This window comes from Streptomyces sp. VNUA24 (assembly GCF_029167005.1).
Taxonomy (GTDB): Bacteria; Actinomycetota; Actinomycetes; order Streptomycetales; family Streptomycetaceae; genus Streptomyces; species Streptomyces scabiei.
In genome coordinates, this window is record NZ_CP119143.1 from 2,550,253 (window position 1) to 2,565,212 (window position 14,960).

Annotated in this window: 13 protein-coding genes and 1 tRNA gene; 6 read left to right on the forward strand and 8 right to left on the reverse strand. The window is 73.0% G+C overall.

Translation table 11 applies throughout. From position 1 onward, the window contains the following. Nucleotides 1-16 precede the first annotated feature (16 nt). On the reverse strand, nucleotides 17-1,786 hold the full coding sequence (locus tag PYR72_RS10630; protein WP_275455089.1) for an FAD-dependent monooxygenase: 1,770 nt from the start codon (nucleotides 1,784-1,786) through the stop codon (nucleotides 17-19). A gap of 230 nt (nucleotides 1,787-2,016) precedes the next feature. Between PYR72_RS10630 and PYR72_RS10635 the strand changes: the two genes are divergently transcribed. Continuing rightward, entirely contained in the window at nucleotides 2,017-4,266 is a 2,250-nt protein-coding gene (locus PYR72_RS10635; protein WP_343245521.1) for a helix-turn-helix domain-containing protein, read from the forward strand. A gap of 170 nt (nucleotides 4,267-4,436) precedes the next feature. Beyond that, nucleotides 4,437-5,279, forward strand: a complete 843-nt coding sequence (locus tag PYR72_RS10640) for a class II glutamine amidotransferase (protein WP_275455090.1) — start codon at nucleotides 4,437-4,439, stop codon at nucleotides 5,277-5,279. A gap of 113 nt (nucleotides 5,280-5,392) precedes the next feature. Here PYR72_RS10640 and PYR72_RS10645 read toward each other — a convergent pair. Continuing rightward, nucleotides 5,393-5,466: transfer RNA gene (locus tag PYR72_RS10645), tRNA-Pro, on the reverse strand. A 98-nt stretch (nucleotides 5,467-5,564) separates the two neighbouring features. On the opposite strand from PYR72_RS10645, the gene PYR72_RS10650 reads away from it, so the two are divergent. Next, nucleotides 5,565-6,128, forward strand: coding sequence for a DUF309 domain-containing protein (locus tag PYR72_RS10650; RefSeq protein ID WP_275455091.1), 564 nt, complete (start codon nucleotides 5,565-5,567; stop codon nucleotides 6,126-6,128). Here the strand turns inward: PYR72_RS10650 and PYR72_RS10655 are convergent. Continuing rightward, nucleotides 6,114-6,887 (reverse strand): sulfite exporter TauE/SafE family protein, encoded by a 774-nt coding sequence (locus PYR72_RS10655; RefSeq protein ID WP_275455092.1) that lies wholly within the window; start codon nucleotides 6,885-6,887, stop codon nucleotides 6,114-6,116. The genes PYR72_RS10650 and PYR72_RS10655 overlap by 15 nt on opposite strands. A gap of 197 nt (nucleotides 6,888-7,084) precedes the next feature. On the opposite strand from PYR72_RS10655, the gene PYR72_RS10660 reads away from it, so the two are divergent. The 3 genes from PYR72_RS10660 to PYR72_RS10670 are packed head-to-tail and all read left to right on the forward strand — an operon-like array spanning nucleotide 7,085 to nucleotide 8,719. Next, nucleotides 7,085-7,894, forward strand: a complete 810-nt coding sequence (locus PYR72_RS10660; RefSeq protein WP_275455093.1) for an alpha/beta hydrolase — start codon at nucleotides 7,085-7,087, stop codon at nucleotides 7,892-7,894. 53 nt (nucleotides 7,895-7,947) lie between these two features. Further along, nucleotides 7,948-8,223 carry a WhiB family transcriptional regulator gene (locus tag PYR72_RS10665; protein ID WP_059080053.1) on the forward strand — a complete coding sequence of 92 codons (276 nt, stop codon included), beginning with the start codon at nucleotides 7,948-7,950 and terminating at the stop codon, nucleotides 8,221-8,223. Between the two features lie 13 nt (nucleotides 8,224-8,236). Further along, nucleotides 8,237-8,719 (forward strand): DNA starvation/stationary phase protection protein, encoded by a 483-nt coding sequence (locus PYR72_RS10670; protein ID WP_275455094.1) that lies wholly within the window; start codon nucleotides 8,237-8,239, stop codon nucleotides 8,717-8,719. 89 nt (nucleotides 8,720-8,808) lie between these two features. Here PYR72_RS10670 and PYR72_RS10675 read toward each other — a convergent pair whose 3' ends face one another. The 5 genes from PYR72_RS10675 to PYR72_RS10695 form a co-directional block, all read right to left on the reverse strand. Next, a complete protein-coding gene (locus PYR72_RS10675; protein ID WP_275455095.1) occupies nucleotides 8,809-10,170 on the reverse strand; it encodes an amidohydrolase family protein in 1,362 nt (453 codons plus the stop codon). Between the two features lie 162 nt (nucleotides 10,171-10,332). After that, complete coding sequence (locus tag PYR72_RS10680) at nucleotides 10,333-11,679, reverse strand: NtaA/DmoA family FMN-dependent monooxygenase (RefSeq protein WP_275455096.1); 1,347 nt, start codon at nucleotides 11,677-11,679, stop codon at nucleotides 10,333-10,335. Nucleotides 11,680-11,699: 20 nt separating this feature from the next. Next, nucleotides 11,700-12,959: an LLM class flavin-dependent oxidoreductase gene (locus PYR72_RS10685; protein ID WP_275455097.1), complete on the reverse strand. Its 1,260-nt coding sequence runs from the start codon at nucleotides 12,957-12,959 to the stop codon at nucleotides 11,700-11,702. Between the two features lie 14 nt (nucleotides 12,960-12,973). Next, nucleotides 12,974-13,774 carry a GNAT family N-acetyltransferase gene (locus PYR72_RS10690; protein ID WP_275455098.1) on the reverse strand — a complete coding sequence of 267 codons (801 nt, stop codon included), beginning with the start codon at nucleotides 13,772-13,774 and terminating at the stop codon, nucleotides 12,974-12,976. A 77-nt stretch (nucleotides 13,775-13,851) separates the two neighbouring features. Continuing rightward, nucleotides 13,852-14,880 (reverse strand): ABC transporter substrate-binding protein, encoded by a 1,029-nt coding sequence (locus PYR72_RS10695; RefSeq protein WP_275455099.1) that lies wholly within the window; start codon nucleotides 14,878-14,880, stop codon nucleotides 13,852-13,854. Nucleotides 14,881-14,960: the final 80 nt, after the last annotated feature.

The window sequence follows — 14,960 nt, forward strand, 5'->3', positions numbered from 1 at the left end:
CCGGTGTCCCTCCGTCTCAGGCATGCCCGAGGATCCGTCGTACCGCCTCCGTCAGCAACCGTTCGGCGTCCTGCGGGGACACGGCCGCCCGCGCGTGCCGGAAGGCGACGTACCCGTCCGGCCGTACGAGGAGGGCTCCTCCGTCGGCGATCTCGCTCAGCCGTGCCCAGTCGCCGTACGGGTCCTCGTACTCCTGGCCGGGGCCTATGACGGCGGTGGCGATCTCCAGCAGGTCCTGGGCGCCGGCGGCCCGGACCCAGTCGTCGCCGCCGATGCCGGTGAGCAGCGTGAAGCGGCCCTTGCCGACGGTGTCGAGGGTGGACAGGGTGCGGGTGCCCGCGGTGATCCAGGCGTGCGGCAGCTTGGCGCCGGGGCGGGAGGTGGGCTGGTGGTACAGCTCGGGGTCGCGGTCGAAGCCGGGGTCGGGGGTGCCGTCCGGGACGACGGCCACGGAGGTCTCGGCGGAGTAGCGCTGGTTCAGCTCCACGCCGTGGGCGTTGAACTCGTACACCTTGAACCCGATGGCCTCGCGGAGCTTCGCCCGCTGCTTCTCGGCCGCCCCGGTGTCCTCCTTGCGGGCGGCGATGTTGGCCCACAGCTGTTCGGGGGTCTGCGGGGAGAGCCCGTCGAGCGCCTCGAAGACGGGGGCGGTCTCGCCGATGGACTTGTTGGCGCGGGTGACGATCTGCTTGCCGATCGGGGCGCGTTCGGCGGTGTAGCTGTCGAGGAGCGCGGGGGTCGCGGTGCCGTCGAGGACCAGCTTGAGCTTCCAGGCCAGGTTGTAGGCGTCCTGGATGGAGGTGTTGGAGCCGAGGCCGTTGGACGGCGGGTGGCGGTGCGTGGCGTCACCGGCGCAGAAGACCCGCCCGCGGGAGTAGGTCTCCGCGTACATCTCGTTGACGGTCCAGGCGGAGGACGACTTGATGGTCACCGGGATCTCGTCGTCGCCGACCAGCCTGCGGACGATCGACTCGGCGTACTCGGTGGTCAGGTCGGGGGCGCCGGCGGTGACGTCGTAGCCCCAGACGATCAGCCACTCGTCCCAGGGCCGGACGCACCGGACCAGGCCGGCGCCGATCCCGCCGACGGTGGCGCCGGGCGCCAGCACCCAGTAGAGGGTGGACGGGCGGTGCGCGGTGTACTTCGTCAGGTCGGCGTCGAAGACGATGTTGATGCTCCCGGCCACGCCCATCTGCCCGCCCATCGGCAGGCCGGCGTCCTCGGCCACCTGGGAACGGCCGCCGTCGGCGCCGATGAGGTACTTGGCACGGATGGTGTACTCGTCGCCGCGCAGCCGGTCCTCGACGGTGACCGTGACGCCCTCGTCGTCCTGGACGAAGGACTTGTAGACCGTCCTGAAGCGCAGGTCGGTGCCGCGCGCCACCGCCGCGTCGACGAGCACGGGTTCCATGAGGTGCTGCGGCATGTCGCACATCCGGGTGGGGCTGGCCAGCTCGTGCGCGGCCTGGACGAGCGGGTCGTTGCCCCAGGAGCGGAGCCGGCCCAGCTCCTCGCCGGCGAGGCTGGTGCAGAAGGTCGTGTCGCCCATCAGCTGCTGCGGCGTGGCCTTCGCGACGACCTCCTCCTCGACGCCGAGGTCGCGCAGCACCTCCATGGTGCGCTGGTTGGTGATGTGGGCCCGGGGCGTCTCGGCGAGACGCGAGTAGCGGGTGACCACGATGTTCGGTACGCCGTACGTACTCAGGGCGAGCGCGGCGGAGGCACCCGCGGGGCCACTGCCCACGATCAGTACGTCGGTCACGACATCCGGTTCCACGGTGTTCACGAGAGTCGCTCCAGGGGGGTGAGGACGAGCACCGGCGGTCATGACCATGGCGGGCCGCGCGGGGGCGTGGGTGTCTCAATACGAGACAGTGCGCGCGGCTTGCCGGACGGGAGGCGTTCGGGGTACGGCGACGGCCCGCGCCCCCGTGGGCGGGCGGCGCGGGCCGACCTGACGGAGTCCCCCGGGCGGACGCCGGCTTCCCGATCTCCCCGGGTACCGTGAGTGCTGTCGTGACTACCGCGGAGCGCCTACCCGTCCACCCTGCCCTCGAATCACTGGGCAGGGCCCGCGAGTTGTTCCTGGCGGGCCGTCAACTGCCCGACGGTGTACCGGAGGAGGTCGCCGCCTCCTGGCGGCGCGCCCGGTTCCTCGGCCTGAGCCACGACGGGCCGGAGCCGGCCGGCGACACGGCCCGCGGGTCCGCCGCCGCACCGCGTGACGCCGTACGGCGTGAGGGGTGCGACCTGTTGTCCGCCGCGCGGCCCGCGCTCGAACGGCTGGCCCCCGTCGTCGGCGCCGGGCGGGCCGCGCTGCTGCTGACCGACGAACGGCTGCGGGTGCTGTGGTCGACCGGACGCGCGCCGGCCGCGCGGTGCAGCGAGGACCTCTCCGAGCAGGTGGCCGGCAACAACAGCGCGGCGCTCGCGCTGCGCACCCGGCGTCGCGCCGAGGTGCACGGTCCCGAGCACTTCCTCGATCTGTGGCAGGACGTGTCGGCGGTCAGCGTGCCCGTGCTCGCGCCGGAGACCGGGCGGGCGGTGGGCACGGTGACGGTCGCCACCGCACTGTGCGCCGACCGGGGCCCGCATCCGTGGGCGTCCCTCGCGGAGGCCGCCGCCGGCGCCGTCGAGGCCGAACTTCTCGCGCGGTCGCGGCCGGCCGAGCGGGTGCTGCTGGACGCCTATCTGCGGGCCTCGCGGGAGCGGCGGCGGGCGGTGGTCGCGCTGGACGGCCGCAACCGGCTGGTCAGCGAGGCCGCGGGGCGGCTGCTGTCGCCGGAGGGGCTGGACGCGCTGGAGCGGAGCGTGGTCGCGCTGCTGCGGGACGGGGCCGGTGAGGGGAGCTTCCCGGCGGCGGACCTTCCGGGTTCGGCGGGGCCGGGAGGTCCGGTGGCGGCCGAGGCCGGCCGGGGGGCGGACCCGGCACGGTCCGGTGCCGGGTGGGCGTCCGCGGCGGTGTCCGCCGGGGGGCCGGAGGCGGAGTCCGCGGCGCGGCCCGCCGGGGAGCCGGAGGCGGAGTCCGCGGCGGTGCCCGCCGGGGAGCCGGAGGCAGAGTCCGCGGCGGTGCCCGCCGGGGAGCCGGAGGCAGAGTCCGCGGCGGTGCCCGCCGGGGAGCCGGAGGCAGAGTCCGCGGCGGCGCCCGCCGGGGAGCCGGAGGCAGAGTCCGCGGCGGCGCCCGCCGGGGAGCCGGAGGCAGAGTCCGCGGCGGCGCCCGCCGGGGAGCCGGAGGCAGAGTCCGCGGCGGCGCCCGCCGGGGAGCCGGAGGCGGAGTCCGCGGCGCGGCCGGAGGCCGTCGCCCGGGCCGGCGCGCCCGCCCCGGCGTCCGTGACCGCCGGTGCCCCGGGCTCGTACCGTGTGCGGCTGCCGGACGGCGTGCGGTGTTCGGCGAAGGTCTCCCCGGTGGCGCACCGGGGGGCGGTCATCGGGGCGGTAGCCGTGCTGGAGCCGCTGGGAGCCGTCACCGCCGTGCCGCCGCGGCGGGGTGCCGTGGCGCTGGCCGGGCATTCGGTGCCCTGGCGGCACGCGGTCGGCCGGGCGACGGAGCTGGCCCGGTCCCCCGAGCCGCTGCTGCTCGTCGGCGAACGCGGCACCGGCAAGACGGCGCTGGCCCGCGAACTGACCCCCGAGCTGCTGGTCGTCGACGCGGCCGAGGGCGAACTCGGTTCCGTGCTGCATGCGTTGAGGGAGGGGCACGCGCTCCTGATCCGCCATGTGGAGCGCCTCGCCCAGCCCGACCTCGCGACCCTCAACTCGCTCCTCGCGGCGCAGCCGGGGACACCGCTGCTGGCCACCTACACCCCCGGAACACCGCTCGGCCCCTGCCTCCAGCGCTTCCTGGACAGGCTGGCCGCCCGCTCGGTCACCCTGCCCGCGCTGCGGGAACGGCCGGAGGACGTCCGGGATCTGCTGACGGCCGTGGCCCCGAAGCCGGAGCCCGGTCAGCCGCCCCTCACCTGGACCCTGGACGCCCTGCGCGCCCTGGAGCGGCATCCGTGGCCGGGCAACGTCACCGAACTCGTCCATCTGGTACGGGCCTTGGCCGAACAGCGGCGCGTGTCCGGGCCGGTCCGCCGCGCCGAACTGCCCGATCCCGTCCGCGAGGGGCCCGCGGCGCGGCGCCTGAGCCCCATGGAACACGCCGAACGCTCCGCGATACTGGAGGCCCTGCGCCGCAACGGCGGCAACAAGGCGCGTACGGCGGCGTCCCTGGGCATCGCCCGCGCCACGCTGTACCGGAAACTGCGGGAGTACCGGGGCTAGGCCGCGGGCTGGGCCCTGTCCGCGAGGAGGCCGTGGTGCGGTCCGGCGGGACGTCGTGTGGCGATCAACGGGTGACCGCCCGACCATGGGGATGCGGGTGTCACCCCTCCCCCTCATGCAGCCCGCCCTCTCGCCCCTCGTCACCCCGTTCTCCAGGAAGGTGGGAGCCGATGTGCAGGTGGCTCGCCTATTCGGGAACGCCCGTCCTGCTCGACACGATCCTCTACCGGCCGGCACACTCCCTGATCGATCAGAGCTTGCACTCCAAGCTGGGGGTCGAGACCACCAACGGTGACGGGTTCGGCATCGGCTGGTACTCCCCCGACCTGGAGACCCCCGCGGTCATCCGCGACATCGGCCCGGCGTGGAGCAACCGCAATCTGCGGGAGATCTCCGACCATGTCCGCTCCCCGTTGTTCTTCGCCCACATCCGGGCGTCGACCGGTACCGCGGTGCAGCAGACCAACAGCCACCCCTTCCGCCACGGCCGCTGGATGTGGATGCACAACGGCGCGATCGCCGACTTCCACCGGCTCCGGCGGGACCTCTCCCTCGCCGTCGCCCCGGACCTCTTCGCCGACATCGAGGGACAGACGGACTCCGAGCTGATGTTCTACCTGGCGCTCACGTTCGGTCTGGAGGAGGACCCTCCGGGCGCGGTCGCGCGGATGGCCGGGCTGGTGGAGCGGGTCGGCCATGAGCACGGGGTGGAGTTCCCGCTGCAGATGACGGTCGCCGTGACCGACGGAGAGGCGCTGTGGGCCTTCCGTTACTCCAGCCAGAAGAAATCGCGCTCGCTGTTCTACAGCACCCGGGTGGACACCCTGCGCGCGCTCCACCCCGACCTGTCGTTCCTGCGGGAGGTCTCCGACGACACCCGTCTCATCGTCTCCGAGCCCCTGGGCGACATGCCCGGCGCCTGGAACGAGGTCCCCGAGAGCAGCTACGGCGTCGTCCGGCCCGGGGAGGACGTGCTGCACTCCTTCGCCCCGCTGGTTCCCCAGGCCGCGTAGCCGCGGTGCGGCCGGGCGGCCTGTCCGGCCCGGCGGCCGGACACGCGTCAGGGGCCGTGGCGGAATGCTCCGCCACGGCCCCTGATCTGCGACTTCACGAGGATTTCGCAAAGTCGGGACGACAGGATTTGAACCTGCGACCCCTTGACCCCCAGTCAAGTGCGCTACCAAGCTGCGCCACGTCCCGGTGCGCTGCCCGCGGTGACCCGCGTGATCGCGCACTGAGAACTTTACCGTACGTCGGCCACTGCCCCGCAGCCGGTGAGGCGGGGGGACAATCGGGGGATGAGCGGGACGACGCGGGACGGGACGGCGGCGGGGCGGGACCGGGACGAGGAGGGGCGGGCGCGCAGCGCGCGGCCCCGTGACGGGCTGGGGCGCCCGCTGCCGTACGGGGCACCGGGGGTCGAGCGGCAGCCGGAGGGGGTGGTGCGGGCTCCCGAGGAGACGGTCGTCGAGGCCCAGGCGCTGCTGGACGCGGGGAAGCCGTTCCACGCGCACGAGGTCTTCGAGGACGCCTGGAAGTCCGGGCCCGACGAGGAGCGCGCGCTCTGGCGGGGTCTCGCCCAGCTCGCGGTGGGTCTCACGCACGCGGCGCGCGGGAACGCCAAGGGCGGGGTCCTGCTGCTGCGGCGCGGGGCCGGGGCCGTCGAGGAGTGGGGTGCCGCGAGCGGACGGCCGCGGCCCCACGGGGTGGACCTGGCCGGGGTGGGGGCCTGGGCCCGGCGGCTGGCCGGTGTCGTGGAGCGGGACGGCCGTGCGGTGGACGCGGGGGCCTGGGCTCCCCGGTTGCGCCGTGCGGACACGGCGCCGGAGTCGTCCGCGGGGAACCCGTCAGCGCAGCAGTAGCTGCAGGCCGCCCACGACCGTGGCCGCGATGACCAGTTGTTCGAACAGCTTCTGGTTGATGCGGTTCACCGCCCACTTGCCGAGGAGGGCGCCCGGGACGACGAAGAGGGCGAGGGCGGCGTCCAGCAGCAGGGAGTGCGCGTCGATGAGGCCGAGGCCCACGCTGAACGGGACCTTGGAGACGTTGACGATGAGGAAGAAGAACGCCGACGTGCCGAGGAAGCCGAGCTTCCGGAAGCCCGCCGAGAGCAGGTACATCGACATCACGGGGCCGCCGGCGTTGGCGACCATGGTGGTGAAGCCGCCGAGGACACCGTAGGAGCGGGCCTTGACGCGGCCGGCGCGGGTGGTGACGGCGTCGGGTTCGTCGTCGTTGTCGACCGTGCGCCGGCGCCGGACGGTGACGGCCGCCATCAGCAGCAGGATCGCGCCGATCGAGGTGCGGACGATCCGGTCGTCGGCCCGGATCAGGAAGAGCGTGCCGAGGACGACACCCGCGCCGACCGCCGGGAAGAGCTTCCACAGGGTGGGCCAGTGGGCGTGCCGCCGGTAGGTCAGAACGGCGAGGACGTCACCGACGATGAGGATCGGGAGCAGCACGCCGGTCGAGGCACGGGCGGGCAGGACGGCCGCGAAGATCGCCAGACTGACCGTGTTGGCACCGCTGACGGCGGTCTTGGAGAAGCCGACGAGCAGGGCCGCGAAGGCGAGGGCCGCGAACTCGGCCGTGGACAGGTGCCAGAGAGTCATCGTGTTCATGCGGGGTCCGATGCTATGCGCACCTATCGGCGGGCGACAGGACCGTCTCGCCAGTCGGCCCCTCCCCCGGCCGCGTCCGGGATCCGGCGTTCGCCGTGGCCGTCGGGTCCGGGTTTCGCCCCGGTCGGCCCATGGACCATCGTCCGACGGGCTGGCAAGATCCCCCGGGTACCTTCACCGACGCAGTTGGAGGAGTCATGGCCGACTCGCGCGAGCACAGCTTCGCCGGTACGCGGGGCGGTGTCACCGCACGGGAATGGCCGTGCGAGGGGGCGCGCTACGTCGTGCTCCTGGTGCACGGCTACGGGGAGCACATCGGCCGGTACGAGCATGTGGCCGACGCCCTGGTGCGGCACGGCGCGGCGGTCTTCGGCCCCGACCACATGGGGCACGGCAGGTCGGCGGGCGAGCGTGTGCTGATCGAGGACTTCGAGGACGTCGTCACCGATGTGCGCACGGTGGAGGCGCTGGCCAGGGACGCGTATCCGGGTCTGCCGGTGGTGCTGATCGGCCATTCCATGGGCGGGCTGATCGCCGCGCGGTACGCCCAGCGGTACGGGGCCGGGCTCGCCGCGGTCGTGCTGTCCGGGCCGCTGATCGGGATCTGGGAGCCGCTGCGGGCGCTGCTCGCGGCGCCGGAGGTGCCGAAGGTCCCGCTCGACCCGAAGCTGCTCTCCCGGGACATGGCGGTCGGCGCCGCGTACGCGAACGATCCGCTGGTGTGGCACGGCCCGTTCAAACGGCCGACGCTGGAGGCGATCCACCAGAGCCTGGAGACGATCTCGAAGGGCGGGCCGGTCGGCGCCCTGCCGCTGCTGTGGCTGCACGGCGACGACGACCGGATCGTGCCGCTGTCCGGCAGCCGTACGGGGATCGAGGAGTTCCGCGGCGCCGAGTGGACCGAGCGGATCTATCCGGGTGCCCGGCACGAGGTGCTGAACGAGACGAACAAGGGTGAGGTGCTCGCGGACGTGAAGGCTTTCGTGGACGCCGCGCTGGAGCACTGAGTCGCTGCCGCGCACCGCGTTTCCCCTCGTACGACCCGGGCACCCGGGCCCGCATGGAGTGGTTGCGGAGAGCGGCCTGCGTGGGAGAGGACCCCGAACTGTTCTTCCCCGTGGGCACCACAGGGCCGGCGCTCGACGAGGTCGCCGCCGCCAAGCGTGTCTGCGCCCGCTGCCCGGTGCGCCGCGAGTGCCTGAACTGGGTGCTCGGCAACGGGCAGACGGCCGGCGTGTGGGGCGGCATGGGCGAGGAGGAACGCACCGAACTGCTCCGCAGAGCCGGGAGCGCCGACGCCGCCCGGCACGAAGCGTTCGCGGGAACGAAGCGATGAGGAGTACTGCGCGATGACGATGGTGAGGAGCACCCTTCCCGAGCCCGCCCGGCGGATCGCGGGCGACGCGCTGCAGGAGAGCCTGGTGGATCTGCTGGGGCTCTCCCTGATCGGGAAGCAGGCCCACTGGAACGTGGTGGGGCCGCGGTTCCGTTCGATCCACCTGCAGCTCGACGAGGTGGTGTCCACGGCACGGACGTTCGCCGACCAGGTCGCCGAGCGTGCGGCGGCGCTCGGGGTGGCCCCGGACGGGCGGCCCGAGACGGTGGCCGCCCGGTTCGCCCTGCAGGGGCCGAAGGACGGCTGGCTGCGGGACACCGAGGTCGTGAAGCTGCTGGTGGAGGCGCTGGAGACGGCGATCGGGCGCCTGCGCGAACGGATCGAGGCCGTGGAGGAGGCCGACAAGGTCTCGCAGGACCTCTTGATCGCCGTCACCTACGAGCTGGAGAAGCAGCGCTGGATGTTCGAGGCCGAGAACTGGCCCCGCGAGGACTGACTCGGCGGCGGGCGGATCACTTCGGGCCGTCGGGGTTCCCGCGCCGTCCGGTGCGGGAACCCCGACGGCCCCGGCGTGTCAGCGGCCCCTCACGCGTCCGGCTTCCGCGCCGCGACGGCGGCCAGCAGCCGGTCGCGTGACTCCTCGACCAGCCGGCGGGCCCGGCCGACGTCGGCGAGCAGCTTGCCGTCGCGCTTGTGGACCACTCCGTCGACGATGACCGTCTCCACGTTGGAGACGTCCGCGCAGAGGGTCACGGCCGCCGCCGCGTCGTGCACCGGCGCCATGTTGAGGGCGGTGGCGTCGAGGGCGACGACGTCGGCCCGCTTGCCGGGGGTCAGGGAGCCGGTGCGGTCCTCCACGCCGGCCACGTGGGCGCCGTTGAGCGTGGCGATCTCCAGCATCTGACGTGCCGTCAACATGTTTTTGGGGACCGGCAGGTTGGAGTGCCAGCAGTCCGCGTTGACCCGGCCCCGTTCGGCGCCGAAGGCGGCCCGGATCTGGGTGAACATGTCGCCGGGCACGGTGGTGACGACGTCGATGCTCAGGGACGGCCGCAGTCCGTGTTCGATGGCCTGCATCACGGGCGGCCAGCCGTGGCCCATCTGGGTCTCGACCTGGGCGGCGACGGACACCGTGCCCCCGCTGTCGGCCACCATCCGCCACTCCTCCTCGCTGAGGTGACAGCAGTGGACGTAGGTGGTGTCGGGGCCGAGCAGGCCCAGCCCGCTCAGCTGCTTGACCATGCCGAAGCGGCCGGCGAGGCGGCCCATGGCCACGTGCACGGTGATCGGGAGGTCCAGCTCGCGGGCGAGACCCCATTCCCGGGTGACGACCTCGTCCTTGCAGAAGCCCGGGCCGCGGGTGGCCAGGGCCATGGTCAACAGGCCGTCACCGGAGGCGAAGTAGCGGTCGCGGACCCGGCGTACGTCGTCGCCGGGCACCGCGATCGCGCTGTCGAACCAGTAGTCGGCGAGTGAGGTGTTCGCGCTGCCGTACGCGTACTGGGCCCGGATGCCGGTCTCCGTCAGCGCCTGGATCGCGGCGTCCGGATGCTCGGGCGTGTTGTTGATGTGCGACCAGTCGACGAGGGTGGTGATGCCCGCGTTCAGGCACTCCAGGGTGCCGGCCAGGTTGCCGGCGTACACGTCCTCGGGGGTGTAGACGGGCGCGAAGGTGTCGAGGACCTCGACGAAGTAGTCGTCGAGGGTGGCGTCGGGGGCGCAGCCGCGGATCGGCGCCTCCCAGGTGTGGCGGTGGGTGTCGACGAAGCCGGGGATCACGATACGGCCGGTCATGTCGAGCACCTCGGCGTCCACGTCCGCGTCGATCTCGCGCCGGACCGCCGTGATCGTGCCGTCCTCGATGAGGACGTCGCCCCGGGGCAGGTCGCCGATGTCCGGGTCCATCGAGACGACATGGCCCGCGCGCAGGAGCATCCGTTCGGTCATCGCCGTTCCTCCCAGAGGTGGGTCCGCATGCAAACTGACGGTACGTCAGTATGCGGCGGGTTCGCGGAGGGTTCGCGTGACCCGGCCGACGACGACCGGCCGCTCCCCCGGCCCGGCGGTGCTGGATGCGGCTCCGCGGGACGGGGGTCCGCCGGCCCGGGGTCAGGCGGGGGTGTCCAGGCCCAGGTGGTCGCGGAGGGTCGGACCCTCGTAGTCCGTGCGGAAGACGCCGCGTTCCTGAAGCAGGGGGACGACCTTGTCGGCGAAGGGGTCCAGGCCGGTCGGGGTGATGTGGGGGACGAGGATGAAGCCGTCGGCGGCGTCGGACTGCACGTACGCGTCGATGGTGCGTGCGACCGTCTCCGGCGAGCCGACGAAGTTCTGGCGGTTGCCGGTCTCGATGACGAGGTCCCGGATGGACCAGTTGCGGGCGGCGGCCAGCTCCCGCCACTCGCGGGCGGTGGCGAGCGGGTCGCGGTACATGCGCACCTGGGCGCGGCCCTTGGAGATGTGCGTGTCGCCGACGTCCGGGTCGATGTCGGGGAGCGGGCCGTCCGGGTCGTAGGAGGACAGGTCGCGGTTCCAGACGAACTCCAGGTGCTTGAGGGCGGTGGCGCCGCTGACCTGGAGCCGGCGTACCTCCCTGGCGAGTTCCTCGGCCTCGGCGTCGGTGTCGCCGAGGACGAAGCTCGCGGCGGGCAGGATCAGCAACTGGTCGTGGCGCCTGCCGTACCGGGCGAGACGGCTCTTGACGTCGGTGTAGAAGGCCCGGCCCGCGTCCAGGCTCGCGTAGCGGCTGAAGATGGCGTCGGCGCCGGCGGCGGCGAACTCGCGGCCCTCGTCGGAGTCGCCCGCCTGGAAGATGACCGGACGGCCCTGCGGCGAGCGCGGGACGTTGAACCGGCCCTCGATGTCGAAGTGCCGCCCCGAGTGGACGAAGGCCCCCGCCTTGGCGTCCCGCAGGAAGACCCCCGTCTCGCGGTCGGCGACGATCTCGCCCCCGTCCCAGGAGTCGAAGAGTTCGTTCGCCGTGGCCAGGAACTCCTTGGCGCGGGAGTAGCGCTCCTCCTGCGGCAGGAAGCCTCCCCGGCGGAAGTTCTCGCCGGTGAAGGCGTCCCAGGAAGTGACGACGTTCCAGGCGGCGCGCCCGGCGGAGAGGTGGTCGAGGCTGGCGAACTGGCGGGCCACCTCGTAGGGCTCGTTGAAGGTGGAGTTGATGGTGCCGGTCAGTCCGAGACGGTCGGTGACGGCGGCGAGCGCGGCGAGGACGGTGAAGGTGTCGGGGCGGCCGACCACGTCCAGGTCGTAGATCTGCCCTCCCTGTTCACGCAGGCGCAGACCTTCCGCGAGGAAGAGGAAGTCGAACTTGGCGCGCTCGGCGGTCCGCGCGAAGTGGGCGAAGGAGCTGAACTCGATGTGGCTGCCGGCCTCGGGATCGCTCCACACGGTGGTGTTGTTGACGCCGGGGAAGTGGGCGGCCAGATGGATCTGCTTCAGGGGCTTGGTCATGGCGGTGGGTCTCCTACGGCTCAGACGGTCGCGGTCGGTGCGGCGGCGTAGCGGTTCGCGGGGCGGGGCAGCCCCAGCAGGCCGCGCAGGGTTCCGGCCTCGTAGGCGCGGCGGAAGACGCCGCGCCGCTGCAGTTCGGGCACCAGGCCGCGGGTGATCGCGGGCAGGTCGTGGCCGAGGACGGCGGGCCGCAGCCGGAACCCCGTCAGACCGGCGGACGCCAGGTCCTGGAGGAGGTCCGCCAGTTGCGCCGGTGTGCCGGTGAAGATGCGGGCGTCGCTCGTGTACGGCTCTCCGGCGAGCGCGTCGAGGCGGTCCCGTCGGGCGGCGGCTGCCGCCGGGTCGTCGTCGAGGAACACCACGAGGTCACCGAAGACGTGCAGGGGCTCGTCGGCACGTCCGGCGGCCCGCTGCTCGGCGCGGATCTCGGCGACGATCGCGCGCGCCCGGCCCGTGTCGTGCGGCGTGACGTATCCGATGTCGGCCTGGCGGGCCACCAGCCGGTACGGGACGGTGTCGTGGGCGAGGGCGGTGACGAGGGGCTGGCCCTGTGGGGGGCGGGGGGTGATGGAGGGGCCCTTGACGCTGAAGTGGCGGCCCTCGAAGTCGATGTAGTGCAGTTTGCCGCGGTCGATGAAGCGGCCGGTGGCGACGTCCCGGATCTCCGCGTCGTCCTCCCAGCTGTCCCACAGGCGGCGCGCGACCTCGACGTGGTCGGCGGCCTCGTCGAACAGTTCGGCCACCAGCTCCCGGGCGTCCGGGCTGTCGTGGGCCTCGATGCGCGGGATCGTCCGGCGGCCGAAGTGGGCGGCCTCGTCCGGCCGGGCCGTGATCTGCACCCGCAGGCCCGCGCGGCCGGAGCTGACGTAGTCGAGGGTGGCGATGGCCTTGGAGATGTGGAAGGGCTCGGTGTGGGTGGCCACCACGGTCGGCACGATGCCGATGTGCCGGCTGAGGGGGGCGATCCGGGCCGCGACGAGGACGGCGTCCAGCCGGCCGCGCAGCCGGTCGGTGCGCTCGTCCGGCTCCAGGACGTGCGAGGACTGCGGGCCGAGGCCGTCCTCGACGGTCACGAAGTCGAGCAGTCCGCGCTCGGCCTCGGCCACGAGGTCGGCCCAGTACCCGGCGGTGAACACCTCGCGGGGGCGGGCCACGGGCTCGCGCCAGGAGGCGGGATGCCATCCGGTGCCGTCGAGGGCGACGGCCAGGTGCAGCGCGGACGGCGCGGACCCGGGGGTGGCGGAAGAGTCGGCGGAGGGGAAAGACGCTGCTGGGGACACGGGTGGGTGCCTTCCTAGGAAGTTCGTACGGCCCGGTCGCGGGGCGTTCCGGGGCTGCGGACCGCCACGATCGTGGAGCGGCGGCGCAGGGTGAAGCCGAGGGACTCGTAGAGCCGGATCGCGGTGACGTTGTCCGCGGCGGCATGCAGGAAAGGTGTCTCGCCGCGGTCGCGGATGCCGGCGGCGACGGCGCGGACGAGCCGGGTGGCGAGGCCCCGGCCGCGGTGGTGCGGGTCGGTGCAGACCGCGCTGATCTCCGTCCAGCCGGGCGGGTGGATGCGTTCGCCCGCCATGGCGATCAGCCGTCCCCGGTCCCGGATGCCGAGATAGGTGCCCAGCTCGACGGTCCGCTTGAGGAAGGGGCCGGGCGCGGTCCGGGCGACCAGGTCCAGGATCTCGGGGACGTCGGCGGGCCCGAGCCGTACCGCTTCGGGCGCGGGTTCGGCCCGGAGCCCGGTGTCCACCAGTTGGACTCCCTGTCCACCGCCGACCACCTCCCAGCCGTCCGGCACCTCCTGGACCGGCTTGATCCGTACGACGGTCCCGGCGCCGACGAGCGTGTGCAGGTCGGCCCAGGCGGCCGGGTCCGCGGGGTCGGCGAGGGCGGCGAAGTCGTAGACGTCGCCCGGGTAGCGGGCGGCGCGGCCGTACCGCTCGGCGAAGCGGGCGTGCGGTCCGTCGAGGGAGGCCCAGACGGCGTTGTCGAGGACGGGTGTGTCGAGGACGGGGACGGGGACGGCGGGGGGTGCGAGGACGGAAACGGCGGTGGGCGCGGGCGGGGCTCCGCCTCCGTGGAGGTGGGTCGGGTGTGTCACGGAGGCGGAGCCCCTTTCTCGGTCGGCAGGTCCGCTCTGGGTCGGCAGGTCTGCCGGGCGGTTGTTCCGGTGAGGCGTCAGGAGTTGGTGAGGGGCAGGCCCGGCGGGTTCACCTCGGACTTCTCGACGGACTCGTTGGGCAGGTTCCACGCCTTCAGCCACGCGGCGTACTGGCCGTTGTCGATCAGGTGGTTGATGGCCTCGGCGAGGGGTTCGGCGAGACCGCTGCCCTTCTTCGCGGTCGCCGCGATCAGGCCCTGGAGGGTCTCACCGGCGCCGGAGAACTGGCCCGCGATCCGGGTCGCCTGGGGTGTGCCCGCGGTCTTGGCCGCGTGGTAGGAGAGGTTGGGGCTGGGGCCGAAGTAGGCGTCGATCTTTCCGCTGTTCAGCGCCAGGTAGATGCTGTTGCTCTCCTGGAAGTACTTGACGGTGAGGGGCTTCTTGCCCTCCTTGGCCAGCTTCGCCTTCCACTCCAGGAGGATCTTCTCCTGGTTGGTGCCGTTGCCGACGGAGACCGTCCGGCCGGCGAGGTTCTCGTAGTCGCCGTCGAAGTTCCAGTCGCTGTCCTTCTTCGTCTCGAAGGCCAGGTCGTCCTTGCGGTAGGAGGCGAACTCGTACTTCTGCTTGCGCTCCTCGGTGTCGGTGATGTTGGAGAAACCGACGTCGACCTTGCCGCTGTCGATGCCGATGAACAGGTTCTCCCAGGTCGACTGGCGCACCTCGGGTTCGAGACCGAGGACGGCGGCCACGAGTCTGGCGAGATCGGGCTCGGAGCCCGTGAGCGTCTTCTGGTCGCTGCCGATGAAGCCGAGCGGCGGACTGCCGGACGGCAGCGTGCCCGAGCCGATCACCAGTTTGCCGCGCTTCTTGATCGCGGCGGGCAGCTTGGCGCTGATGGACTTCACCTCGGAGACCTTGATCTCGGTCTCCTTGGCGGCGCCGTTGGCGAGACGTCCGACGGTGACCGTGCCGGCGGCCTCGGTCCTCGTGGCGGCCTCGGTGTCGCCCCCGCAGGCGGCGAGCCCGGTGGCGAGGGTGGCGGCGGCGGTCGCCGCGGTGATGCCGCGCAGCAGGCTGCGCCGGGAGAACCGGGTGTGCGTGGGCATGACTGTCCTTGTCGTTCGGGTGGGATGTGACGGGCGGTGTGGGGGGCGATGTGGGGGGTGTGGGGGGAAGTGCGGAAAGC

Excerpts from the sequence above, each read along its gene's own strand:
- PYR72_RS10640 (WP_275455090.1), top strand. The coding sequence starts at position 4,437 with ATGTGCAGGTGGCTCGCCTATTCGGGAACGCCCGTCCTGCTCGACACG.
- PYR72_RS10670 (WP_275455094.1), top strand. The coding sequence starts at position 8,237 with ATGACGATGGTGAGGAGCACCCTTCCCGAGCCCGCCCGGCGGATCGCG.
- PYR72_RS10665 (WP_059080053.1), top strand. The coding sequence starts at position 7,948 with ATGGAGTGGTTGCGGAGAGCGGCCTGCGTGGGAGAGGACCCCGAACTG.
- PYR72_RS10650 (WP_275455091.1), top strand. The coding sequence starts at position 5,565 with ATGAGCGGGACGACGCGGGACGGGACGGCGGCGGGGCGGGACCGGGAC.
- PYR72_RS10675 (WP_275455095.1), bottom strand. The coding sequence starts at position 10,170 with ATGACCGAACGGATGCTCCTGCGCGCGGGCCATGTCGTCTCGATGGAC.
- PYR72_RS10695 (WP_275455099.1), bottom strand. The coding sequence starts at position 14,880 with ATGCCCACGCACACCCGGTTCTCCCGGCGCAGCCTGCTGCGCGGCATC.
- PYR72_RS10680 (WP_275455096.1), bottom strand. The coding sequence starts at position 11,679 with ATGACCAAGCCCCTGAAGCAGATCCATCTGGCCGCCCACTTCCCCGGC.
- PYR72_RS10660 (WP_275455093.1), top strand. The coding sequence starts at position 7,085 with ATGGCCGACTCGCGCGAGCACAGCTTCGCCGGTACGCGGGGCGGTGTC.
- PYR72_RS10655 (WP_275455092.1), bottom strand. The coding sequence starts at position 6,887 with ATGAACACGATGACTCTCTGGCACCTGTCCACGGCCGAGTTCGCGGCC.